Annotated in this window: 19 protein-coding genes, 1 tRNA gene and 1 pseudogene; 14 read left to right on the forward strand and 7 right to left on the reverse strand. The window is 41.5% G+C overall.

Annotated features, from left to right (window positions below; translation table 11 throughout):
• Nucleotides 1-19: 19 nt before the first annotated feature.
• The 10 genes from HCR01_RS11075 to HCR01_RS11125 all read left to right on the forward strand — a co-directional run bounded on the left by HCR01_RS11075 (nucleotide 20) and on the right by HCR01_RS11125 (nucleotide 13,379).
• The gene (locus tag HCR01_RS11075) at nucleotides 20-1,342 is read left to right on the forward strand and encodes a M20 metallopeptidase family protein (protein ID WP_193196264.1); all 1,323 of its coding nucleotides are present in this window, start codon (nucleotides 20-22) and stop codon (nucleotides 1,340-1,342) included.
• A gap of 1,040 nt (nucleotides 1,343-2,382) precedes the next feature.
• A complete protein-coding gene (locus HCR01_RS11080) occupies nucleotides 2,383-3,585 on the forward strand; it encodes an AAA family ATPase (RefSeq protein ID WP_193196265.1) in 1,203 nt (400 codons plus the stop codon).
• A gap of 229 nt (nucleotides 3,586-3,814) precedes the next feature.
• The gene (locus tag HCR01_RS11085) at nucleotides 3,815-5,041 is read left to right on the forward strand and encodes an AAA family ATPase (RefSeq protein ID WP_193196266.1); all 1,227 of its coding nucleotides are present in this window, start codon (nucleotides 3,815-3,817) and stop codon (nucleotides 5,039-5,041) included.
• A 367-nt stretch (nucleotides 5,042-5,408) separates the two neighbouring features.
• Nucleotides 5,409-6,374, forward strand: a complete 966-nt coding sequence (locus tag HCR01_RS11090) for a threo-3-hydroxy-L-aspartate ammonia-lyase (protein WP_193196267.1) — start codon at nucleotides 5,409-5,411, stop codon at nucleotides 6,372-6,374.
• A gap of 156 nt (nucleotides 6,375-6,530) precedes the next feature.
• A complete protein-coding gene (locus HCR01_RS11095; RefSeq protein ID WP_193196268.1) occupies nucleotides 6,531-8,078 on the forward strand; it encodes a DUF1800 domain-containing protein in 1,548 nt (515 codons plus the stop codon).
• 5 nt (nucleotides 8,079-8,083) lie between these two features.
• Nucleotides 8,084-9,316, forward strand: coding sequence for a DUF1501 domain-containing protein (locus HCR01_RS11100; RefSeq protein ID WP_193196269.1), 1,233 nt, complete (start codon nucleotides 8,084-8,086; stop codon nucleotides 9,314-9,316).
• 124 nt (nucleotides 9,317-9,440) lie between these two features.
• Nucleotides 9,441-10,757: an amino acid permease gene (locus tag HCR01_RS11105; RefSeq protein ID WP_193196270.1), complete on the forward strand. Its 1,317-nt coding sequence runs from the start codon at nucleotides 9,441-9,443 to the stop codon at nucleotides 10,755-10,757.
• 490 nt (nucleotides 10,758-11,247) lie between these two features.
• Nucleotides 11,248-11,520 carry a GlsB/YeaQ/YmgE family stress response membrane protein gene (locus tag HCR01_RS11115; protein ID WP_193196271.1) on the forward strand — a complete coding sequence of 91 codons (273 nt, stop codon included), beginning with the start codon at nucleotides 11,248-11,250 and terminating at the stop codon, nucleotides 11,518-11,520.
• A gap of 576 nt (nucleotides 11,521-12,096) precedes the next feature.
• Nucleotides 12,097-12,981, forward strand: coding sequence for a TIGR02587 family membrane protein (locus HCR01_RS11120; protein WP_193196507.1), 885 nt, complete (start codon nucleotides 12,097-12,099; stop codon nucleotides 12,979-12,981).
• The gene (locus tag HCR01_RS11125) at nucleotides 12,978-13,379 is read left to right on the forward strand and encodes a TIGR02588 family protein (protein WP_193196272.1); all 402 of its coding nucleotides are present in this window, start codon (nucleotides 12,978-12,980) and stop codon (nucleotides 13,377-13,379) included. Before HCR01_RS11120 ends, HCR01_RS11125 begins: the two co-directional genes overlap by 4 nt.
• Nucleotides 13,380-13,498: 119 nt before the next feature.
• On the opposite strand, the gene HCR01_RS11130 is transcribed toward HCR01_RS11125, so the two are convergent.
• The 3 genes from HCR01_RS11130 to HCR01_RS11140 form a co-directional block, all read right to left on the reverse strand.
• Nucleotides 13,499-14,266 carry a ChaB family protein gene (locus HCR01_RS11130; RefSeq protein WP_193196273.1) on the reverse strand — a complete coding sequence of 256 codons (768 nt, stop codon included), beginning with the start codon at nucleotides 14,264-14,266 and terminating at the stop codon, nucleotides 13,499-13,501.
• 167 nt (nucleotides 14,267-14,433) lie between these two features.
• Nucleotides 14,434-14,973: a Dps family protein gene (locus HCR01_RS11135; protein ID WP_193196274.1), complete on the reverse strand. Its 540-nt coding sequence runs from the start codon at nucleotides 14,971-14,973 to the stop codon at nucleotides 14,434-14,436.
• Nucleotides 14,974-15,193: 220 nt separating this feature from the next.
• On the reverse strand, nucleotides 15,194-15,550 hold the full coding sequence (locus HCR01_RS11140) for a hypothetical protein (protein ID WP_193196275.1): 357 nt from the start codon (nucleotides 15,548-15,550) through the stop codon (nucleotides 15,194-15,196).
• A 496-nt stretch (nucleotides 15,551-16,046) separates the two neighbouring features.
• Here HCR01_RS11140 and HCR01_RS11145 point away from each other — a divergent pair, with 496 nt between their 5' ends.
• On the forward strand, nucleotides 16,047-18,683 hold the full coding sequence (locus tag HCR01_RS11145; protein ID WP_193196276.1) for a bluetail domain-containing putative surface protein: 2,637 nt from the start codon (nucleotides 16,047-16,049) through the stop codon (nucleotides 18,681-18,683).
• Between the two features lie 110 nt (nucleotides 18,684-18,793).
• Here HCR01_RS11145 and HCR01_RS11150 read toward each other — a convergent pair whose 3' ends face one another.
• The 3 genes and pseudogenes from HCR01_RS11150 to HCR01_RS11160 all read right to left on the reverse strand — a co-directional run bounded on the left by HCR01_RS11150 (nucleotide 18,794) and on the right by HCR01_RS11160 (nucleotide 19,934).
• Nucleotides 18,794-19,186 (reverse strand): alr0857 family protein, encoded by a 393-nt coding sequence (locus HCR01_RS11150; RefSeq protein ID WP_193196277.1) that lies wholly within the window; start codon nucleotides 19,184-19,186, stop codon nucleotides 18,794-18,796.
• An 88-nt stretch (nucleotides 19,187-19,274) separates the two neighbouring features.
• Nucleotides 19,275-19,514: pseudogene (locus tag HCR01_RS40740) on the reverse strand (HNH endonuclease); the annotation flags it as partial.
• 171 nt (nucleotides 19,515-19,685) lie between these two features.
• On the reverse strand, nucleotides 19,686-19,934 hold the full coding sequence (locus HCR01_RS11160) for a hypothetical protein (protein ID WP_193196278.1): 249 nt from the start codon (nucleotides 19,932-19,934) through the stop codon (nucleotides 19,686-19,688).
• A 71-nt stretch (nucleotides 19,935-20,005) separates the two neighbouring features.
• Between HCR01_RS11160 and HCR01_RS11165 the strand changes: the two genes are divergently transcribed.
• The 3 genes from HCR01_RS11165 to HCR01_RS11175 all read left to right on the forward strand — a co-directional run bounded on the left by HCR01_RS11165 (nucleotide 20,006) and on the right by HCR01_RS11175 (nucleotide 23,690).
• The gene (locus tag HCR01_RS11165; RefSeq protein ID WP_069070862.1) at nucleotides 20,006-20,341 is read left to right on the forward strand and encodes a hypothetical protein; all 336 of its coding nucleotides are present in this window, start codon (nucleotides 20,006-20,008) and stop codon (nucleotides 20,339-20,341) included.
• Nucleotides 20,342-21,037: 696 nt separating this feature from the next.
• A complete protein-coding gene (locus tag HCR01_RS11170; protein ID WP_413773937.1) occupies nucleotides 21,038-23,098 on the forward strand; it encodes a GAF domain-containing protein in 2,061 nt (686 codons plus the stop codon).
• Nucleotides 23,091-23,690 (forward strand): SRPBCC family protein, encoded by a 600-nt coding sequence (locus tag HCR01_RS11175; protein WP_193196279.1) that lies wholly within the window; start codon nucleotides 23,091-23,093, stop codon nucleotides 23,688-23,690. The genes HCR01_RS11170 and HCR01_RS11175 overlap by 8 nt, the downstream gene beginning before the upstream one ends.
• Nucleotides 23,691-23,769: 79 nt before the next feature.
• On the opposite strand, the gene HCR01_RS11180 is transcribed toward HCR01_RS11175, so the two are convergent.
• Nucleotides 23,770-23,842, reverse strand: a tRNA-Glu gene (locus HCR01_RS11180).
• Between the last annotated feature and the right edge of the window lie 203 nt (nucleotides 23,843-24,045).

Consider the following 24,045-nt stretch of genomic DNA (forward strand, 5'->3'; position numbering starts at 1 on the left):
CACCTAGGTTGTTTTTATAATGGTTTCTACTTTTCCCAACCCCGCTTCTGTTGATCTATCTCGCATCCGGCTCTCAATCCGTTCATTGCAACCACAGTTAGTAGAGTGGCGGCGGCGATTGCATCAACAACCAGAGTTAGGTTTTCAAGAAAAACTGACTGCTGAGTTTGTCTCGCGCAAGTTGCAAGAATGGGGAATTGAGCATCAAACGGGTATAGCTCAGACTGGAATTGTTGCCATCATTAAAGGTAACAAACTAGATCCACAATCTAATCCAAAATCCAAAATCTCCGAAGTTCTGATGCCTGCGGCGGGCTGCGCCAACGGAGGAAGCCTCCGCTCAGACTTCTCTCAAAATCCAAAATTGCCAGTTTTGGCGATTCGGGCAGATATGGATGCTTTGCCAATTCAAGAACTTAACGAAGTTCCCTACCGATCGCAGCATGATGGAGTAATGCACGCTTGTGGACATGACGGACATACAGCGATCGCACTCGGCACAGCTTACTATCTTAATCAGCATCGTGAAGACTTTGCCGGCACGGTGAAAATTATCTTCCAGCCAGCAGAAGAAGGGCCAGGAGGTGCAAAACCGATGATTGAAGCTGGGGTACTCAAAAATCCTGATGTAGATGCAATTATCGGTTTGCACTTGTGGAATAATTTGCCCTTGGGAACAGTGGGTGTCCGCAGCGGGGCGTTGATGGCAGCTGTAGAGTTATTTGACTGCACCATTCTGGGCAAAGGTGGACATGGTGCTATACCCCATCAAACTGTTGATTCTGTTGTCGTTGCTGCCCAAATCGTTAATGCCCTGCAAACCATTGTCGCTCGTAATGTTAATCCCATTGATTCAGCTGTGGTGACAGTTGGCGAACTTCATGCTGGAACGAGACGCAATGTAATTGCTGATACAGCGAGAATGAGTGGCACTGTCAGGTATTTTAATCCTGCTTTTGAAGGCTTTTTCAAACAGCGAATCGAGCAGATTATTACAGGAATTTGCCACAGTCATGGTGCAGGTTATGAATTAGAATATTCGTCACTTTATCCACCTGTAATTAATGATGCTGGTATGGCGGAACTGGTGCGATCGGTGGCAGAAGAAGTGATAGAAACTCCTGTGGGTATTGTGCCGGAATGTCAAACTATGGGCGGCGAGGATATGTCTTTCTTCTTACAAGAAGTTCCTGGTTGTTATTTCTTTTTAGGTTCTGCTAACCCGGACAAAGACTTAGCTTATCCTCATCATCATCCCCGGTTCGATTTTGATGAAACTGCGTTGGCAATGGGTGTGGAAATATTTGTTAGATGCCTGGAGAAATTTGTTAATTATGAGTAGGTGTATTCTGACCAGAACGTAGTGGAGTATACCCCTACGCAAAAGCCAAGCTACGCCTTAGTTCCGCAGGAAAGAATCACCGAGATGTTTCGCTCCGCTCAACATGACAATTTAGGCATTTATGCAAAAGGTCTAATGACGTAAAACTGTAGCGGCTATCCATAGGTCATTTTTACTAAATGTCTATGGTATTTAATTGAGTTATTTTACGTTTACTTTTTTATTTTGGGCCAAATTGCTTAATGATTTGTGATTTAATATCTTGAAAAAATCCCCCAGTCCTTCAATAGGCTTCTCATATCAGGCATCTCGAAGTTTTATAATTCAAAAGTAATATATTCAAACACATTGGCGATCGCACAAGCTACCATTCGCCATTAAAACTCTTGTTCTTCTTCATAAAACCAAACTTCTGCCAAAAGGGTTAAACCAATTAGCCAAAGAAAGCAGAAAATCAAAAACCAAATTATTCCTGTCATTGCCTTGAAATCCCTGATTTTAGCAAATAACTATTTTTAGTTTATCAAGTCGCTAATGAGATCAAAATATATTGAAACAAAGTGTAAAGTAATAAATCAGTTCCTTAAATATTTTTATCTCAGTTTTTAACCAAAACAATTAAAAAACTTGACTCAAACTTTTTTTGTATTACAATATACTACAAGAGGACTTAAACCTCTATCTAACTCTCTAGCTATAAGTGAGCAAAAGAGTTCGTCTAGTTTGATTATTAATTATTTAAATCCTAGGAGTGAGTGGACATATAAAGTTATGTAAAATTCAAAGATTTGAGTTAGCCATAACGTTCTATTTTTTTGCCAGCCGTAACAGAATATTAAGGTATTGACCACTCATTCTCACGTATTTAAATGTAAAAAATATTACTATTCACCTGCTTGCGTGTCTTAAAAGTTCAGATTTTAATAGATAGATACTTTTATAATGGCGACTTGCACGCAAGTAGTTTATATTACAAGAAAACTTTTGAGAATCCCTTGCGTCAGAAAAAATAACTCTGTTAACGCTGCAAAACTAAAAATATGGGTTTTGATTATTTTAGAAGCAATGAAGGCACTCCTGCAAATAACAACCGTCAGAGCTTACTTGCTAGCGGTTGGCGACCATTTCATCGAGAATTAGACTGGGGATTTTTATGGCAGCTATTGTACAATGACACGCAAGAATTAAGCCAAAAAGGTTTGAATTTAGCAAGTACCGTTGCTGATACTTTAGGACGCACTAATTATGCTTGGTGGGCTAATTTATTGAATATTGTATCTGATAACACACGCTACGAAATTGAAAAATTTTGGAGCTATATCACACCTGATCCTCTGTCGCCAGATCATCGATACAAAGATGTTTTAACAACAGAAACACCTATTGTACAATTTGTCAGCCGTAGTAGTATTCCCATTGATTACGTTCTTAACCGACTGCAAGAAATTACTATCTTGCGAGTTTTACAGCTATTGGAACGTCCTGATATTATTACCCAGTATTATTCAGAAAGAGATTTTTATTTTCCTGTAAATAGATTTATTAGCTGGGAACGTCTAGATGTTATTAATACTGTTTATGCTTACTGGTCTAAATATGACATTTGGCTACAAATTGACCCCTATGATCGCGGACGGCGACAGTATACTTTAATGGCGACAAATATCACGCCATTAATTAACAAAGCAACTTACGACTTAGCAATAATGCTGAGTGGATATCAAAGTCGTGTAGGCAAAGTTCATAGTCAATTTCCTATTCGGACATTCCCGACGGATATTCAGGACTTTACTGACTTAGTACAGCAAGCAGTTCTTAATCAAAACCAGTTAGCAGTTGTTGTACATGGTGAACCAGGTACAGGTAAAACTGCATGGACGCAGGCAGTAGCAAAAGAAATTCTTGTACCTTTAGGATATGTAATCTTTATTCTAGATCATGATGCGATCGCTAACTTTGTACCACCAACTTATTTAGAGCGTATTTGTATTGTGATTAATGAAGCTGATAATTTAGCACAAAATCGCGCTTCTGAAGTAGCTCAATACAATAACAAAACGGAACATATTCTGAGTTTGCTGGATGGGACTTTGTATCAAAGTGTAATTGATGATTCTGGGATTCAGATAAAGCAGCGTTTGGCTATCTTGATGACTTGTAACACTACCGAAAGATTAGACCCAGCGATGTTACGTAAGGGCAGGGTAGATTTAATGTATGAGTTTATGCAGCGATTTGTATAAAATTAACCTGTAGCGTAAAGTCGATGTTTGGAAATAAAACTGTAGATGTGGATAAATAGAGGCTTTTCACAGGGGAGATAGATTATGAATGTGAACATGAGCGGTAGAGGTTACTGCTTAAGAATTCTGTAATTTTTAATTGATTATCTGGAATCTGTTTGAGATGTATTGTAGCTAATTGCTAATGTCAGGATTCCTACATTCCTACCACCCAAGAGACTAAATCACTGTGAAAATCCAACAATTGATTATAGAAGCACTGAGCTTACCTAATAGTGCGATCGCCTACCACGTCAGTCAAGAGTTAGCAGCAATTTATCCTCAGAAAGTACTACTAGAAGGTAGTGACTCTTCGTTTAATTTAGAGAGCTATGCTAAAGCAAACCTCTGTCATATTCAATATGACGCTTATATCCACAATCAGATTATCACTGGTTGGAATGGAATGGATAACGAAATTTATAACTATACAGAAAATGCCAGCTTTGAAGTGACATGGCAAGGAAATAAATTCGATGTACTTTTAATGAGTTGGCATGAGGGTTATTGTAAAACTCGCTATCACTGGATTTTGGCTGATACCAAAGAATTAGCTGAACAATTTTTTGCTGCTGTTTGTGAATGGAACTCAGAAATTCGTGACGAAGTTTTAGTTTTTGAAGATGGTTACTGGGATAAAAACCCAGACCTTTTTCAATCTATCAAAGGTGCAAATTTTGAGAATCTGATATTGCATGGTAATCTCAAACAAGATATTCAAGATGACCTAATAAATTTCTTTGCCTGCCGAGAAACTTACGCAGATTATGGTGTTCCTTGGAAGCGCGGTATTTTGCTAATTGGCTCACCGGGAAATGGCAAAACTCACACGATCAAAGCATTGATTAATCAAATGCAGCAGCCTTGTTTGTATGTAAAAAGTTTCAAGTCTGAATATGCTACTGATAGTGAAAATATGCGGAGAGTATTCAAACAAGCACGGCAGTCTGCGCCTTGTATTTTGATATTAGAAGATATCGATTCTCTGTTGACTGACGAAAATCGTTCTTTCTTCTTGAATGAACTTGATGGCTTCGCCTTGAACCAGGGGATTGTCACCATTGCCAGTACTAATCATCCAGAGCGTTTAGATGCTGCAATTTGCGATCGCCCCAGCCGTTTTGACCGCAAGTATCACTTTGAATTACCAGAGATTCTCGAAAGAGAAGCTTATATCGCTTTGTGGAACAATAAACTGAAAACTACAATGCGCTTATCTGACGAGGTTTTGAGTCAGATGGTTGTACTGACAGATGGCTTTTCCTTCGCGTACCTCAAAGAACTATTTATCTCGTCGATGATTCGCTGGATGGGAGTGATGGAAACTGGTGCGATGGAGAAAATCATGCTTTCTCAAGTTGCAGTTTTACGAGAACAAATGAGCAGTACAACTGTTAGCGACGAAAGTTTAAAATAATAACTTTCATGTTCATGTTATTGTCTCGGCAATTCTGCTTGAAAAGTTAAAAGTTAAAGTTTTGAGCTTGAATTTTGGAAATTAAAGCTCGATGTTCCGAGTTCCAAGCTCAATGTTCCGAGTTCCAAGCTCGATGTTCCGAGTTCCAAGCTCGATGTTCCGAGTTCCAAGCTCGATGTTCCGAGTTCCAAGCTCGATGTTCCGAGTTCAGAACTCGATGTTCCGAGTTCCAAGCTCGATGTTCCGAGTTCTGAGCTAAAAAATTGGAGTTTTGAAGGCGATATCTAATGAAAAGATGCTCTGCATCTACGTATGGAAGCCAGCATTGAGAAGTATAATTAGTCTTTGAGTGACAATACTGCCATCAATGCCTCAGCATAACTCCGTCACCATAACCGATGTGCAAGCAGCGCAAGAGCGGCTCTTGGGTATTGCTCATTGCACACCTGTGCTAACTTCCAGAATAGTCAACGATCGCACCAATAGCCAGGTGTTTTTTAAGTGCGAAAATTTTCAACGCACAGGAGCATTCAAATTTAGAGGTGCATACAATGCACTCTTGCAACTATCCGCAGCACAAAAACAAAAAGGCGTGATTACCTACTCATCGGGGAATCATGCCCAAGCGATCGCCTTAGCTGGAAAGCTGCTAAATATTCCCACTACAATTGTCATGCCTGACGATGCTCCCGCAGTCAAGCAGACTGCTACTCGTAGCTACGGTGCTGAGGTGATTTTGTACAATCGCCAAGAAACAAACCGGGAAGAATTAGCTCAAAATCTAGCACACGCTCGCGCTCTCACACTTATTCCCCCTTACGATCATCCGCATGTAGTAGCGGGACAGGGGACAACGGCTTTAGAACTAATTGCAGAAGTTGGTCAACTGGACTTGCTGTTAGTTTGTTGTGGTGGTGGCGGATTAATTTCCGGTTGTGCGATCGCTACCAAAGCACTTTTACCCAATTGTAAAGTAATTGGCGTAGAACCAGAGCTAGCTGACGATGCTACCCGCTCTTTTCACAGCAAAACTCTACAAACCGTCAAAAATCCTGATACTATCGCCGATGGTGTTCGTACTCCCAGCCTTGGTAAGATTACCTTTCCCTTAGTGCTGCATTACGTCGATGATATGGTGACAGTTTCGGAAGAAGCGATTATTAGCACCATGTTTTTTTTGTGGGAACGCCTCAAAATTGTAGTAGAACCCACTGGCGCATTAGCAGCAGCAGCTTTATTAGAAGGTGTAGTTAAAGCACCACACGCAAGGATTGGTGTAATCATCAGCGGTGGGAATGTAGATTTGGCACAAGTTGGTAAATTATTTTCCTGACTGAGAGTACGCATTTGAACCTTTTTCTATCCATACAGTCTCATAAATATAAGTAATGACACGGATGGATAGAAAAGCTTAAGGTATTAGTTATGATATCTAAAGTTTGCCGATCGCATGTAAAAAAAAATCCTCCACCACAGTAACATTAGCCCTATGACTGTGAAACCTAAACACTGGGTGTTATCGCTATTGATCTTACTGGGAGGAATTGACCCCAGCAACGCAACTCCTACATCAATTGACCCAAAAGTAATACATATAGTCAATCGCCTTAGCTTTGGGCCTCGCCCTGGAGATATGCAAAGAGTGGAGTCTATGGGTGTAGAGCGTTACATCCAAGAACAACTCTCACCCAACTCTATTTCTGAGCCGCCAAGCCTCACTAGCCAAATCTCTCAGCTAGAAACTTTACGCCTAAATCCGGTGGAACTCTTGGCGTATGGAAAAGCTCCTTCCCCGGAACAAAAACCCAGCTCCGAACAAATTAAAGTCGCTGACAGACATGCTAGACAGGTGCTAAATGAGGCAATTCAAGCACGGTTATTACGAGCAACTAGCAGTTCCCGACAACTCCAGGAAGTGATGGCGGACTTTTGGTTTAACCACTTCAATGTGGATGCTGGTAAAGGACACAATGGTTTGTGGGTGGGAGCCTACGAACAAGCGGCTATCAGACCTCATGTCTTGGGTCGCTTTCGTGATCTGTTGGGAGCAACAGCTCACCATCCGGCGATGCTGTATTATTTGGACAACTTCCGAAATAGTGCCGCTAGTCGTCCTGATGCTCGTGGTAATATCCAAGGTTTGAACGAGAACTATGCTCGTGAATTAATGGAGCTACACACCCTAGGTGTGGATGGAGGCTATACTCAGCAAGATGTAATTGCTCTAGCGCGGATTTTGAGTGGCTGGGGATTAAGTCGTCCTGAACAGCAGACGAAGAATGGTTCAGGATTTTTCTTCAACCCAAAGCGTCATGATTTTAGTGACAAAGTTTTCTTAAAACACACCATTAAAGGCAGTGGTGAAGCCGAGGGAGAGCAAGCTCTAGATATATTGGCTCGCAGTCCTGCTACCGCACGTCATATTAGCTACAAGTTAGCTCAATATTTTGTTAGCGATCGCCCCCCCAGTGCTTTGGTAAACCAGTTAGCACAGCGCTACCTCGCCACCGATGGCAATATTCGCCAGGTTCTCAATACTCTCTTTCACAGCCGAGAGTTCTGGGACACGAAAAACTTTAACACCAAGTTCAAAACGCCATATCAATACGCTATCTCAGTGGTGCGGGCGACAGATATCAACGTGAAGCACGTCAGACCAATATCAATAATCGACTTTCTCAAACAGTTGGCAATGCCCCTCTACCGTTGTCAGACACCAAATGGTTATAAAAACACCGAAGATGCATGGTTAAATCCTGACGCCATCGCTCGCCGCCTCAGCTTTGTTATTGCGATCACCACTGCAAATTTACCGCAATCTGGCTCACTAACAAAGATGGAGGTGGAGAAAGGAACGCCAGAACAGCAGGGAATTAGAACACGGCAAAGACCTCCCATTGTGACTGTAGATGCTAGACAACTAAGTAATACATTGGGCAATTCTTTTTCAGAAACAACTCAAAGTGCGATCGCCTCCAGTTCTCCTCAAATCCGTACAGCTTTAATTTTGGGCAGTCCAGAATTTATGCGCCGCTAACAATTATGAAAAGACGCGACTTTCTCATCCAAAGTGGAATTTTTTCAGCTTCCGCAATCACAGCCATAGGAAGCAATGCTTGGGTAGCTAAATCTTCTACCCAGAACAGTAAACAGCAGCGCTTGATTGTAATCTTTTTGCGTGGGGCCGTGGATGGCTTAAATGTAGTGGTTCCCTACTCAGAGACAGCTTACTATCAAGCCCGACCGCAAATTGCTATTCCCCAACCAGGTAAGAACGGGGGAGTCCTAGATTTAGATGGTCGCTTTGGGTTGCATCCAGTATTGGCTCCTTTGATGCCCTTTTGGCAGCAAGGTAGTCTGGCATTTGTTCATGCTTGCGGTTCTCCAGACCCGACTCGCTCTCACTTTGATGCTCAACAATACATAGAAAGTGCTACGCCTGGTGAAAAACGTACTCAGGATGGTTGGATGAATCGTTTACTGGGGGTGATTTCCAACAAGACACCCATACAAGCAGTGAGTCTGGGGGAGACAATACCCTTGATTTTTTCTGGTCGGATGGCTGTAGCTAATTTAGCAAGAGGTAAAAATGCTAGTAAGCCTCTGTCAATAGATCATCCTCAAGTCGGAGCGGCTTTTGACCAACTTTATAGCGGTAATGATGCCCTGAGTCAAACTTATCGGCAAGGACGGATGGCGCGTCAGGCTTTAATGAGTAACCTAGATAGCGAAATGGCAATGGCCAATAATGGTGCGCCTTTACCCAGCGGGTTTACTAGCGATGCCCAACGATTAGCACAACTGATGGTCAAAGACCCCAGAATTGAGTTAGGCTTTGTAGCTTTGGGTGGTTGGGATACCCATGTCAATCAGGGTGGCACTCAAGGACAGTTAGCCCAGAACTTAGGAAAATTGGGAGAAGGTTTGACGGCGCTGGTCAAAGGTTTGGGGCCCGTTTACCAAAACACGGCAATTATAGTGATGTCCGAGTTTGGCCGCACAGTGCAGCAAAATAGTAGTGGTGGCACTGACCACGGACATGGCAATGTGATGTGGGTTTTGGGTGGTCAAGTTCGTGGCGGTAAAGTTTATGGGGAATGGCCTGGTCTATCAACAGCTCAACTTTACCAAAGCAGAGACTTAGCGATCGCTACTGATTTTCGGGATGTAATCTCTGCTGTGCTAGAACGTCATCTGCATCTCAACCAAGCAAAGCTTAATCTCGTGTTACCAAATTACACCCCCACTCAGAAAGTTGTATTAATTATGAAGTGAGCAATCATTCTGTTAATCCTAAAATTTAGCTGAAAGAGCAGTAAGTCAAGGGTTTTTGCTTAAATCTTTACAGATGTTAACATTGTATACTTGGCCTGGGCGTGTATGTTTTAGTATTACCCTTATGAAGACTGTTCTCAAATCAAATCAAGAGCAAGTCACTCGGTTGTTTTCTCACCTCGAATTTGATGGAAATAAGCTCAACCATCAACCGGGTAGTGTATTGGGGAGTACTGCTCTGATTGCGGGAACTACGGTTGGGGCTGGTATTCTCGCCCTACCTGCGGTTACTTTGCCATCTGGGATTTTGCCATCCACAGCCCTACTGATTGCTGTTTGGCTTTACGCTTTAGTCTCAGGTTTGTTAATTGCAGAAGTAACCTTGAATGCAATGCATCTAGAGGGGCGACAGAGTGTAGGTTTGTTGGTAATTGTTCAGAAGACTCTTGGTAAGCTGGGAGCACGAATTGCTGGCGGCGCTTATCTATTCATGCACTATGCTCTGTTAGTGGCATATATTACGCAGGGTGGGGAAATTTTAATCTCTGCGGTTGCAAAAGTCTGGGGTGTGCAGAACGTTTTGCCTATGTGGGTGGGGACAACGACTTTCACTCTCCTATTTGGCGGCATCATGTATCTTGGGCGAGAAAAGTTTATTGAGAAATTAAACAGCGCCTTTGTCGGGATTGTGATTGTTTCATTCTTAGGACTGTTACTGCTGGGAGGAGGGCAAGTTAAAAGTGCCCAATTTTTATTTCAGAACTGGAGTGCCCTTGGTAGCGCCGTTTCAGTCATGTGTGTCGCCCTGTTTTACCATAACGTTGTGCCTGTAGTTGTGACCCAACTAGAAGGAGATGTCCGCAAGATTCGTAATTCCATCGTCATTGGTTCTGCGATTCCCCTCATCATGTTCTTGGCGTGGAATGCTGTGATTTTGGGAAGTGTCAGTTCCGATGTATTACAAGGTATTTCTGATGGCAGAACCGTTTTTGATCCACTGCAAATTTTGCGAGCTGGTGGTGCAGGAGAATGGTTAGGAGTACTAGTATCGATTTTCTCAGAGTTTGCGATCGTCACCTCATTTATTGGATTTGTGTACGGGTTGTTAGATTTCTTCAAAGATATTTCTCTAATTACCCAAGGTGAATCTTCTAGTCGCCTACCTCTGTATTCACTGGTTCTTTTCCCTCCTATGAGTCTTGGGACGCTTAATCCCAGCATCTTCTTTGCTGCCCTAGACTACACTGGAACATTCAGTGTTTCAGTTTTAGGCGGGATTATTCCGGCGTTGATGAGTTGGAAGCAACGTCAAGAGCAGGAAAACTTAAATAGTGTGAATCAACCACTTGTTCCTGGTGGTAAGTTAACACTCATCGTAATGATTGGAGTTGCATTAGCCTTGATAGTGAAACAAATTTTGTTAATCTCCTATGGAATGTGAAACTATCAAAAAAACTTGGTAATGATACCTGACGACGAGTAAGGTTCAAGAGACTGGCATTATGGATAGTTCTCGTTTATTCAAAATTAGCAAATATCTCAGCAAATATCTGCGCCATCAAGCAGATAGTATTGGTATTGAATCAACTGAATATCTACAAATGATTTAAGTCTCTAGAGGTTTTTAAGTAGATAGCTTTGCTGAGTTTTATACAGACTTTAATATAGTATGTAATCAAGCAAACTCAATGTTGGTAGAGATTTTACTGTTATATGTAATAACATAGATTTTTTAAGTAACGATGATCGAAGTCCTCACAACCGAAGCAATAGACCATCGCTACTAACTAGGAAGAGTGTCTATAAGGTTGTATCTCAGAGTTTGAGAAAGGGGGCTAAATTTATTAATGTTTAATAGCTATATCTTCCGATAGAAGGAAAATAGTATTGTAATTAATAGGCTAGATATAAAGTCTTTGTAGATTAAATTTATGAACATTATTGCTTGGATAATTCTGGGTCTGATTGCTGGAGCCATAGCTAAAGCTATTTATCCTGGTCGTCAGGGAGGCGGAATTCTTACAACCATGATTTTAGGTATCATCGGTGCTTTGATAGGGGGTACTATAGTTACTCTTTTAGAGACAGGAAGACTACAACTCACCGCAGCAGCCCTTAGTATCCCTGGTGTAATTGTTGCTATTATTGGTGCAATAGTTGCTATATTTTTATGGAACTTGTTTGCTGGACGTGCTAGTTATTAGTTGAATTGCCAGAAAAATCATGGTTAAAGCCGAGTTATTAATCACTACACCTTTTCACTCTTCAATCGAAGACAAAAACTCCACTTACTAAAAACATAGTGGAGTAAATTATTTTAGATTATCAGTCCTCAATTCTCAGTAAAATTGTTATTTGCATTGTAGACTAGTCTAGAGCTTTCTTTAAGTTATAGTTAATATTTTTAGCAGTAGCCTTGATTCTTTTTTCAGTGCTTACATTTTGTATTTATATCTTGTAGTTAGTCAAAGTATTACTAAATTATGTATATAGTACTTTGTTGTATTGTTTTTGACTTTTGTAAGTAGATAAATTAAATTTTATAACTTAGAGTAAACCAAGTATAAATGTGGAATATGAAAGTATTCTCATGCCAAGTTATTGTTACTTGTCATTCTGAGCTACACAAACGCTACACTGCATTTTGCTAAGGATGACATAAATAGTTTAGGATTAGCTCTTAGATAGAAGTATATAGATGCGATATCTCATTTCTGTGCAAGTTGATTTATCTTAACTATATTTATCTAAATCTAAGCGAATTCTAAATATAAGGAAGTATAGGAGTGGTAAAAAAACGTAATAAAAATGTTTGGAAGAGTGAGATAAATGACATCATTCGCGGTGCTTGTGGAGGCTTTTTATTTGGCATCCCGTTGCTTTATACAATGGAAGTCTGGTGGATTGGGACACAGGCAAAACCACAATTAATGATGATGGCGATCGCATTGACCTTTACCATAATTTTGTTACTCAACCAAACAGAAGGTTTTCGTAAACGCAGACATAACTGGCGACCTTATCAAGCAGTAATAGACACTGTAGAAGCAATGGCGATCGGACTAGCTTGTTCTGCCTTTGTGCTGTTGCTGTTGCGAGAATTGACATTTGAAACTTCTGTCAGGGGAATCGTAGGTAAAATTATCTTTGAAAGTGTACCTTTCACTTTCGGTGTGGCATTAGCAAACCAATTTTTGGGAAATATTAGTAGCAGTAATGGAGAAGAACAAACAACCCGTCAGGGAAACAGTTCAACAAAAGATGAGTTACACGCCACCTTCGCCGATGTGGGTGCAACCCTAATTGGTGCAGCCATAATTGCATTTAGCATTGCTCCAACAGATGAAGTTCCCATGCTAGCAGCCGCAACTTCGCCACCTTGGCAGTTGGCAATGATCGCCACATCTCTGCTAATCTCTTATGGCATTGTATTTCAGGCAGGCTTTTCAGACCAGCAAAAGCGGATGCAGCAACAGGGAGTCTTCCAACGACCATCGAGTGAAACCATAATGTCGTACTTAGTTTCGTTGCTAGCAGCCGCTTTTATGCTGTGGTTCTTTCAAAAACTGACTTTTAGCGACCCCTGGACAATGTGGTTAGATCACACCTTGGTATTGGGATTACCTGCAACTATTGGTGGTGCAGCAGGAAGGTTAGCGATATGATTAAAACCGAACAGCAGAAACCAGAGCGTTCAGTTGCCGAATGGGTGACATTCAGCGCTGCTTCATTTATCCTCGCAGTGGTTGTTAGCTTGGTAGGCTACACTTGGCTAAACGACAAGAATCAACCACCGATACTTTCTGTCACCAATAAAGAAACTATTCGGGAAATTGATGGGCAATTTTATGTTCCTTTTGAAGTCGTTAACACTGGAGGAGACACAGCTGAGTCAGTTCAGATTATGGCTGAGTTACTGATTAACGGCAAAGTTGCAGAATCAGGAGAGCAACAGATTGACTTTTTATCTAGCGGTGAAATGGAGGAAGGCGCATTTGTATTTAGTCAGAATCCTCACCAAGGTCAGTTAACTCTACGTGTTGCTAGCTACAAATTGCCTTAATTAGAATTTGGAATCGCAGATAAAATAGACAATGGGTAATGGATTTTACTCCATTACCCATTAATAGTTACCAATTACCAACAACACCCAAAAATCTATAATTGCTAACGTTCAATAGTTTATACGTTGGCCTTAGCTTTTGACCAAACGCCGTTCTCATCTTCATCAAATTGCTGGTGAACTGCTTCCCAAGCAGCGTTTTCAGCCGTAAACTCATCATTTTTCTCATTAAAGACAGCGTTATACCGCTCAATGAATGTACGCTGAGCTTCATCAGAAAGATGAGATCGAACTTCAGGAGACAAATCTTCTGGACTGTTGCATGTACCAGCACAAGGACGAGCCAAAGTTTTCTCAATTGTGTGAATTTCTTCACCACCAGCACTTTCTAACAGTAATTGAAATTCTCCAGCGCGATCGCTCGGAACTTCTGCCATCAATAAGAACTCACCAGCTTGTAAGCGGGTTTGGTAAATTGCGGCTTTATCTTCTGGCATACCCAAAGTAGTCAGAACTGATACTAAACCTGCACCAGCGCTACCTGCGATCGCTCCACTTGCAGCTCCTAGCAGCACTGCACTAATAGGGCCTGCTGCAACTATTGAACCGACAAAGGGAATAAATAGTACGCCTACACCTGTAAGTAAACTCAGGAAAGAGCCAAACAACGAACCAAATATCGCCCCTGTTCTCAAGCCTCCCAGAATCACATCTTTTTTAGTAATAAAGCCAGAAATTCGAGTTTCAGACTGGAAGTTTCTGCCCATAACCGAAATATGATCTCTCGGCACACCCCTGTCTAATAAACGTCGAATCACATCATCAATTTGCTTTTGTTCTTTAAATGCAGCAGAGATAGTACGTTCTGCTTTATACGTTTCTGGCACTTGAATACTCCTTGTATTATGTTATCTTTGCAGTAGACAAACTGAATAAACAGATGCGGGAGATTAATATCTCAACACCAGTATTGAGGGAGGAATTAATCCTCCCTCAACTGGCTACACAGCACCCTCTACTTAGACTGTATATTTTTGCCTGTGTCTATTAATAGCTACACACCTACAGGAGTTTTAGTTTGTGTTGCAGGCTGTGTACCGTCTCCTTCGAGCGCCTGTCCTTCAATAAATGAACGCAGCATCCAAGCTATTTCTTCATGTTCTTCCATCAGTCCAGTCAAAAAGTCAGCGGTTCCCTGATCGTGGAACTTATCATCAGACTGATCCACATGATCCCTTAAGTTGCGAATAACCTGCTCGTGATCCTCTACCAGATTAGATACCATCCCCGTTGCTGTAGGAACACTACCAGCATGTTCCTTGAGGGTAGCAATCTTGAGAAATCCCTCCATTGAGCCAACTGGATAACCGCCTAAAGCCCGAATCCGCTCTGCCAGTGCATCAATATTGAGAGTCAGCTTTTCGTAGTGTTCTTCCCAAAGCTGATGCAAAGAGCGGAACTGAGGCCCGACTACATCCCAGTGGTACTTTTTGGTTTTTACCAACAGTAGATAGGCATCTGCCAAATCTTGATTCAACAGATTAATCACACCTTGACGCTGTTCTTCTGTCAAACCAATGTTTATCGCACGCATTATTTTCCATCCCTAAGCGAACTTATTTACTAAGTTCTCAAATTCAAGACATAATACACATCAACCCAAGGAAAGATTGTTAATTTAAATTAAGTCCTAGATTTATAATTATGCCTATACCTTAAGAAGGTGCAAGCTTAAATATTACTAATAAATAATGGGTAACTGCTTCTACGCAATTACCCATTATTACTGATACATGCTCAACTTATTCGTTTTGTTACTTACCTGTAACTTTTTCCAAAAAGTTCTTTACGTTTTCTTCTACTGAGGTTGAACTCTGTGAATTGCTGGGACGCTTCATCTTGTCAATATCAGCAGCTCCCTGAACCTCATTGAGTCCTTCGTTTGACTTCTTTTGAACCTCTTTCAGTCCTGGTGGTGGTGATTTTGCTACTTCGTCAGTTTCGCTCTGAGTTTCAAGTAGTTGTGTAGTAGCTTCGGTAGGGTCACTTTGATAGCTATCGATCGCAAAAGCAGGAAAAGCACTAGATAAAAATAGTAAGGCGCAGGTAAAAGCCACAACTAGAAAGCGTACTGGATGTAAGATAGATAGAACAGAAGCAATAATCTTCATTTGGAATCCTCAATAACAGCTTTAACAACGCAGAACTTTTACTTGGAGAGGGAAACTCACGCCTTCACATAGTCGATTTGACCAGTCGAATTCATAGATGTGCTTCCATCTTAAAGTTCTTGTTCAACCGAACTTTACGAAAGAAATTGTCTTTGTATTCTGCATCCATTCATTAATGGGTAATGAGTAAATACTCTACCCACTATTTGATGAATACATTGCGTTGACCAGATTCTTCATTTATGGTTCGCCTATATATTTCTACTTTGAAGGCATTAATGCTTGAATCGGTCTGTGGAATGAAGTTGCTGCTATTTATATTTACAACAAAATCATTCCCTAGGTAGATCAACTTAACATAATTTTAGCAAGCCAAGGGCCCCAGGATTTATATCTAGTTCTATAGTCGGCTGATTTATTGCAATAAATTAATTGGTAGGCAGAGTAATTTAGCACCGGCTACAATACCTGGGGTCAGTACATCTAGATAAAATTAATGACATCAGCTACAACATATACTTACGACAAAAATGGAAACGTCATATCCGAGAAGATTGACAATAACAGTGATGAAATAACGGACTCGGTCATCACCTACAGATATAATCTAATATCTCAAAGCTATAAGTCTGGTAACGACGATACAGTTAAACCTGTGGAAACTTATACCTACGATGCCAACGGCAGCGTGACTACTTACAAAAGCTATGTATACAATAATGAAGGTAATCTTTTCTATGTCGAGGCTGGTAGTTACGATGCTAATGGCAATGTAAGTACCAAAAACTCAGAATACTACTACAGCGACGGCACGATTGAATATGCCGAAACTTACATCTACGATGTCAACGGCAGAGAAACATTCTATAGGATGTACCCAGGAAGCGCTGACTACGCTACATTTGGTCGCACTCAAACCTACGATGCCAACGGTAACTTGATTTTTGAAGAATTTTTTAATCAGTATACCTATAGCGCTAGCCGTTATGTGTACGATATCAACGGCAGGCTAATTTCTAGAAGAATTAATGGCGAAGAATCTGAGGATATAACTATTTTTACCTTTGCTTATGATGTTAACGGTAACCGCACATCTGAAAGCATTGATGTCTATGGCGACGGCACAGTTGACAAGGTTATTACATCTGTCTATGATGCCAATGGCAATAAGATATCCGAAAGCTCTGTTTTTAGCGATCGCACAATTGAATATATCTACACCGCTACCTACGATGCCAACAGCAACAAGACATCCGAGAGTTATGACAACAATGGCGATCGCATTGCGGAGAGCGTCTACACCTATACTTACGATGCCAATGGCAACAAGATAACCGAGAGCCGTGACGATAATGGCGATGGCATTGCTGACAGTATCAACATCGCTACCTACGATGCCAATGGCAACAAGACATCGGAGAGTTATGACAACGATGGCGACGGCATTGCGTACAGTGTCTACACTTATACTTACGATACCAACGGCAACAAGACATCTCAAAGCTATGACAACAATGGCGACGGTATTCCTAACAGTGTTTACACTTATGCCTACGATGCCAATAAGAACAAGATATTCGAGAGCCGTGACGACAATGGCGACAGCATCCTTGAGTACGTTTACACTGCTACCTATGATGCCAACAGCAAAAAGACATCCGAAAACTATGACAACAATGGCGACAGCATCTTTGAATATGCCTACACCGCTACCTACGATGCCAACGACAGATTAACATTCGAGAGCCGTGACGAAAATGGTGACGGCATCTTTGAGTATGTTTATACTGCTACCTACAATGCTAGCGGCAACAAAACATCTCAAAGGTATGACAACAATAGCGATGGCATCCTTGACTATGTCTATACTACTATCTATGATGCCAACGGCAACAAAATATCTGAGAGCCGTGATGATCATGGGGACGGCATTGCTGACAGTATCTACGTCGCTACTTACGATGCCAACGGCAACAAAATATCTGAGAGCCGTGATGATCATGACGACGGCATCCTTGAATCTATCTATACTGCTACTTACAATGCCAACGGCAACAAAATATCTGAGAGTTATGACAACGATGGCGACGGCATTTTTGAATTTGTTTACAACTATACTTACGATCGCACATCTGCAACTTATGACAATAATAACGATGGCATAACTGATGCGGTTATTATTTACAATTACAATGCCAATGGCAAGCTGACATCTGAGCAGAGCGACAACAATAATGATGGCATCACAGACGCCGTTACCACTTACAGCTATGATGCCAATGGCAAGCTGACATCTGAGCAGATTGATAACAATAACGATGGCATAACAGACGCCGTTACCACTTACAGCTATGATGCCAATGGCAAGCTGACATCTGAGCAGATTGATAACAATAACGATGGCGTCACTGATGCGTTTGTTAGCTACATTTATAATGGCAACGGTCAACTTACATCCAAGACCTTTAACGATCAACTAGTACAAGGTTTGATCCTCAACGGTGGCAGTGGTAACGATGAATTAATCGGTGATGCTGGTAACGATCAAATCTTTGGTGGCAACGGTAACGATGAACTGTTGGGATTAGCTGGCGATGACTCTCTCTACGGTGGTAAAGGTAATGATGATCTCGTAGGATTTGATGGCAATGACCAACTTTTTGGTGACAACGGTAACGACCAACTATCGGGATTTCCTGGCAATGACCAACTTATAAGTGGCAAGGGTGATGATACCCTCATTGGTGGTGCTGGTGCTGATATCCTGACTGGTGGTAGTGGTCGTGATCAGTTTATATTTGAGTACTTAAGCGATTCGTTACTATCCAACTTTGATGTAATCACTGACCTAAAGATTGGTGTAGATGTCATTGATGCACCCAATGCAGTGAATGCTGCCAGTCTTGCTCGGCTTGGTAATATTAGTACCCTGGTAGAGTCTGACATCCAAGGCTTATTGAACACAACCACTTTTGTTGCCAATCAGGCAGCAACATTTAAGCTAGGTACGGGTGCTATTCAACGGACGTTCTTGGCTATTAATGATGCTAGTAATGGATTCTCTGCCACAAGTGACGGCATCATTGAAATTACTGGTTTTAATGGTAATTTAGCTGCGCTATCGATTGTTTAATCTGAGTTATTATAGTCTCAGTCGGCGGTGATTCTTCCCATCCATAGAAGAAAATGGGCTTCTTTACCGCCGATTCTTAGTAAAAAATTATACTAATCCTCCTATTTCGTTTACTCGCTCATGACAGAAGCGCTGCTTTCTTGAGATTCCTGCCAAAGTTTGTGCAAAAAGAACTCAGCGCGATCGCTGATAGTAGTGACAAACACACCCACAGCATCCTCAGAACCATCTGATAGCCAAGAACCCCGCAGAGTGACCTCCATACACTCAGTATCACAGGCACACAGAGTAATGATTTCTCTGTCATCGCGCTTCACCTCAGTCTTTAGTACTTCTACTCCTGGTAAATCAATAGGAAGCAAAAAGGAAGCGGTACTAGGTTCAACGCATAGACATTGACCGACTCGCATTGCCAAAATCACTCGCTGCGCTACCCATTCTTCCAGTGATAGAGTGAGACACTCTAAATAAAAGCTCCTATCGGTGTAAGTTAATTTCAGCATTCCTTATGCTCTCCTGTTATTCCAGGTCTGCTTGCACATCTATCCAGAACTGTGTAGCGCGATCGCGCCAAGCTGCGCTAACGGTAAAATATTGGCAACTGTGATTGTTTCGCCGCCAAACTTTCCACATTCGCTCATTAGTAGCGATCGTTAAGCGAATGTGTTTCGGCGCTTCAATAACCAAGCTGGGAGAGTGAAGCCATCCGCCTTGGATCACAAAACTTAGTGCTTGGGATTTGTTTGTGACTAACAGCATCATCGCCCGCTTAATATTGACTTGGCATAGTGGCAAGTAATTTTGAGAAACCACCACAGATTGCTCTAACATTTGCGTTGCGATCGCCGTTAGGTAGGTGCTTTGCACCACCGCACAGCGTCTCGTTCGCTTTGGCGCATCTCGTAGAGAAGATATCGTCACAGCTTCACTCCTCATAAAAAAACCCCCGCTTCTTGTTTAGGTGAAGCGGGGGTTAGAAATTGACCGGAAAATTTTCTGGTCTTATATCGGTACAGTATTTCTATGCCTGTACCTCCCACTTCCTTCATCTAGTTGTAGTTTTGCATTCAGCACACCAATGCTGAGATATCTAAAATCATTATTACCCTCTGTGATTTGCCCATGATTTCGGCTACCATCGCCCATAAATAAATACTCCACTTCCACAACGGCTAATTCCCAACCGGCTCGGCAGTTAGTAGCACGTAAGGTAGTAGAGATGGGGTAAATGGATTTCACAGAAAATTTCACCTATTGAACATTCCTTTAAACATACTACACTTGTATTACTATCCTGTCTATACCTTTAAGGAGAAAAAGTCATGCATACGATCGCGCGCACCCCAACTACTGACATGGAAGTTACCAGCATTCGCCTAGAGCGAGAACTCAAAGATAAACTCAAAGAAATAGCAGGCAATCAGGGATATCAAGCTCTGATCCGAGATATCCTCTGGAATTATGTACAGCAAAAATCAGGTGAGTGGAAGCCTCGATTTTCGCGAGCCGACATTCGAGCTAGCATAGCTGCCACAGCTCAGCAAGAAGAACGCTGCGTACTTACAGGTCAATTAATTCAACCCCAACAACCGATGTTGTTAGGACTGACGAGGAATGGGGACATGGTTCCTCTCAGTGTCGAGAGTTTGGCTGGATAGTCTTATCTTCAGGAGAATGCAGTCCAGTTACTACTGAGGGTAACTGGACTGCATTCAGAATTTTGTTTGTAAAATTTATCTCATATATATAGTAGTTAAATTGTAAAGCAACCAGCTACTAGACGATTCCTGGCTCTCTGAACATAATATTTAACAACATTTAACATATATCAAAATGATTATAAAGAATAGAAGTTAGGCAAAAATACCCCGATAAATCCTTAGCTATTATCCTCGAAGAACTGTCAAAATTTTCCTGAAGCTTTGCCTTAACAATATTTTCTTGAAAGTTGAACGGATATAAGAGTAGCTTGTTCAACGTGCGGATGATAAAAAATATTACAAAATTTTTATAGATACTTCAGTATTAACGCGGTGAGTTTTTCTAGAGATATTGCCCTAATTCCAGAGAAATTACGGTTTATGTATACTTACAGACAGGATATTCTAAGCCAAAGTGAGTAAATTACCTCAACATCAGGAAGCCAAGTATAACCTGGCTGAGGCATTTTAGGATATTCTAAGTATCTTATTACCTATGTAGAGATTTGTTTAATACACCACAAACTTGGTCATCTGACATAGAAAGAGGCTATAACAGGTGAGAGAAAGTATTCGTACAAAATTTGCAAATCATCAGGGTGCAACAACACCACTATTAGTAAAGAATATGCCAAGAGGTTGGGTGCAAAAACAATGGGGCCATTATCCAAGGGCGTGCCAGGAATGAAAAAGCCTTTATCGCCGCCACAATCCCCAGATGACGTAGATCAACTACAACCATACCAAATCAAGCTGATGCAGCATCAGGAAGAACCAGCCCACCAGTTGGTACAAAAGATTAACCAAATCATCGCCAATAGCTCAGCGACTACATTGATGCTGCAAGAGATAGCCCAATTGCTAGGAGTTGTCTTCCAGGTAGATTGCTGTTGCTTGGTTCCAGTGACGAGTGAGGAATCTACTAGCGAAGCGACTACTGCTAATTGGTGTGCTGATGAGTATCTAGGGTTGCCACACCCAAACGAGATATTCTCGATGGAACAGTTGCTTATGGACTCGCCAGTAGTGCAATGTGCTGCTGAACCATTGACTATTGAGGATATTTCAATTATTCAGAACAGTTTGGTAATCGGGTGTCAATATTTACCACTACCGATAAAAGCGGTTTTGGCAATTCCTACCCGGCTTGGTGGCAATAATAATGGGGTGATTAGTCTGATTAAATTTCAATCCTATGATTGGAGTGAATCAGAAAAGCAGTTACTCAAAACACTGGAGTCGTCTTGCGCGATCGCTTTTTCTCGAGTAGCACAAGCTCAGTTGATTGCTCATCAACAGCAGTACCTACAAAAAAGCGACCAGCATCAAAGCTTGATCAAGCAATTAACTCTATTGAGTCGGAGTAATTTGGAGTTGAATCAAATGCTCCAGTTAGTAATCGCCTCTACCGCTGAATCTCTACAAGCAGATCGCGGTTTGCTTATACTACTCAAATATACAGATCCACTGTTTAGGACTCGACCCAAAAAACAAGTTCCTAGAGCAAAAGCTACCGTACATGCTGAATGGAATAGAGCAACACAAATTTCCGGTACTAGTAAACCAGATGTTTTAGATAAGTCCTTCTTGCTCTCAGAGTGTGGTTTATGCCAGCGTGTGTTCATAGACTCTGGAAAACCAGTAATCATTGATGACTATACAGAGCAAAACGATACCTATCCAGCCGCCTCATTATTTGCTATAGAAGAATTGCCTACGGCATTGTTAATGCCATTAGAAAGTCAGGCCAAAGTTTTAGGATTTTTAGTGCTACAGCAAACGGTTGCTCGCAATTGGCAATCAGCAGAATTAAATCTTGTGGAAATGGTTTGCGCCCAAGTCAGCAATGCCATAATTCAGTCACAGACATTGCGGCAAGTTCAGACTTTGGTAGATGAGCGAACAGCAAAACTACAAAGCAGTCTAGAACTTCAGGCAAAATTGCATGAAAGAACGCGGCAATATGTTGAGCAACTGCGGAAACTCAATGAACTTAAAGATGAATTCTTGAGTAACATGAGCGATCGCTTACGCTATCCTCTGACAAACATGCTAATGTCAATTCGTAACTTACGTCTGCCAGGAATAGCACCAGAGCGTCAGGTTAGGTATTTGGACATCTTAGAACAAGAATGTACAAAGGAAATCAACTTAATTAATGACTTGCTGACACTCCAAAAACTAGAGTCTCATCAAGAAGCTCCACAATTAGAAACTATTGATTTAAATAACAGAGTCAAGGATATAGCAGTCTCTTTTGAGCGAAAACTTGCAGAGAAAGGATTAAAAATTTCTGTAGAGTTGCCACAAGAGCCGTTAACACTGCAAACCGAACTAGAAAGTTTTGACCGTATCCTCCAAGAGTTATTAACTAATGTCTGTAAATACTCGGAGCATGATACTCTCGTCCACTTGCAAGCCTCTCACCAAGTTGATCAACTGATTGATCAAGTTATTATTAAAGTGACGAATACAGGACGTGCCATTTCCGAAGAAGAAGCGACATATATATTTGATAAGTTCCGTCGCGGTAAAGGGCGCTGGACTCCGGGGACTGGCTTGGGGCTTGCTTTAGTTAAGTCTTTAGTGCAGCATTTAAATGGAGCGATCACTGTTAAGAGTGCTTCAATCTCAGATTCTCAACTGAGCGAAATTTGCTTTACCCTGACTCTGCCCCAATTTTCTGAAAGCAAACCATATTCTGAAAGTGACTAAAGAACATAACACAACAGAAGACTTTGATTTCCAGTCCTCTAGTGATGACACCAACCTAGAAGGTGATTTGCTTGCTGATACAGTTGTGCCAGCTAAAGTTGAAGTCCAAGTCGAGAAGATAGCAGAGCGACAAAGGCGAATCAGTGCTACAATCCAAATTCCCCAACCAGTAGAACAAATTTGGAAGGTTTTGACAGATTATGAAGCCTTGGCTGACTTTATCCCCAACCTTGCCAAGAGCCGTCTAATTGAGCATCCCAACGGTGGCATTAGAGTGGAGCAAATAGGCTCTGGGCGCTTACTAAATTTCAACTTTTGTGCGCGTGTCGTTTTGGATCTGGAAGAATACTTCCCTAAAGAAATTAATTTCCGCATGGTAGAGGGAGATTTCAAAGGCTTTTCTGGTAGCTGGTGTTTAGAGCCTTATTCCTTCGGTGAGTACATAGGAACAAATCTTTGCTACACAATTCAAGTTTGGCCTAAACTCACCATGCCAGTAGCAATCATTGAAAATCGCTTAAGCAAGGATTTGCAGTTAAACATGCTAGCGATTCACCAACGTGTAGGAGAACTAGCCAGCAAAGAACCTTAATACCTTCATATCATTCAGATTCATATGAAGCGATAGGTTGATTAACACAACCAAGGATATTCTTGCTTTTTACCTTAAGTACCCCCAGGGGAATTCGAATCCCCGTTACCTCCGTGAAAGGGAGGTGTCCTAGGCCTCTAGACGATGGGGGCATTGGACTCAGACCTTTTATAAATTAACGAATTTCCCTGCTGATGTCAACAGGTTTTGCTAAAAAAGTTTGGTAGTAGCTATGAATGCAAGCAAAAACGTCTACAAACTCTTACTCAAAACTTGTCCTTGTCGCTAAGCGGAACATAAACCAAACAACCGACATCCTTCTCTGCATGAAGCACGGAGAATTTTCAAACAGCCT

Origin of the sequence: Nostoc sp. MG11, assembly GCF_014904695.1 — a bacterium.
Classification (GTDB): Bacteria; Cyanobacteriota; Cyanobacteriia; order Cyanobacteriales; family Nostocaceae; genus Komarekiella.

Bases quoted from the DNA above. Each gene is read 5' to 3' on its own strand.
- HCR01_RS11150 (WP_193196277.1), bottom strand. From the start codon at position 19,186: ATGCTGAAATTAACTTACACCGATAGGAGCTTTTATTTAGAGTGTCTC.
- HCR01_RS11095 (WP_193196268.1), top strand. From the start codon at position 6,531: ATGACTGTGAAACCTAAACACTGGGTGTTATCGCTATTGATCTTACTG.
- HCR01_RS11075 (WP_193196264.1), top strand. From the start codon at position 20: ATGGTTTCTACTTTTCCCAACCCCGCTTCTGTTGATCTATCTCGCATC.
- HCR01_RS11140 (WP_193196275.1), bottom strand. From the start codon at position 15,550: ATGAAGATTATTGCTTCTGTTCTATCTATCTTACATCCAGTACGCTTT.
- HCR01_RS11105 (WP_193196270.1), top strand. From the start codon at position 9,441: ATGAAGACTGTTCTCAAATCAAATCAAGAGCAAGTCACTCGGTTGTTT.
- HCR01_RS11135 (WP_193196274.1), bottom strand. From the start codon at position 14,973: ATGCGTGCGATAAACATTGGTTTGACAGAAGAACAGCGTCAAGGTGTG.
- HCR01_RS11080 (WP_193196265.1), top strand. From the start codon at position 2,383: ATGGGTTTTGATTATTTTAGAAGCAATGAAGGCACTCCTGCAAATAAC.
- HCR01_RS11125 (WP_193196272.1), top strand. From the start codon at position 12,978: ATGATTAAAACCGAACAGCAGAAACCAGAGCGTTCAGTTGCCGAATGG.
- HCR01_RS11145 (WP_193196276.1), top strand. From the start codon at position 16,047: ATGACATCAGCTACAACATATACTTACGACAAAAATGGAAACGTCATA.
- HCR01_RS11165 (WP_069070862.1), top strand. From the start codon at position 20,006: ATGCATACGATCGCGCGCACCCCAACTACTGACATGGAAGTTACCAGC.
- HCR01_RS11100 (WP_193196269.1), top strand. From the start codon at position 8,084: ATGAAAAGACGCGACTTTCTCATCCAAAGTGGAATTTTTTCAGCTTCC.
- HCR01_RS11090 (WP_193196267.1), top strand. From the start codon at position 5,409: ATGCCTCAGCATAACTCCGTCACCATAACCGATGTGCAAGCAGCGCAA.
- HCR01_RS11170 (WP_413773937.1), top strand. From the start codon at position 21,038: ATGGGGCCATTATCCAAGGGCGTGCCAGGAATGAAAAAGCCTTTATCG.
- HCR01_RS11115 (WP_193196271.1), top strand. From the start codon at position 11,248: ATGAACATTATTGCTTGGATAATTCTGGGTCTGATTGCTGGAGCCATA.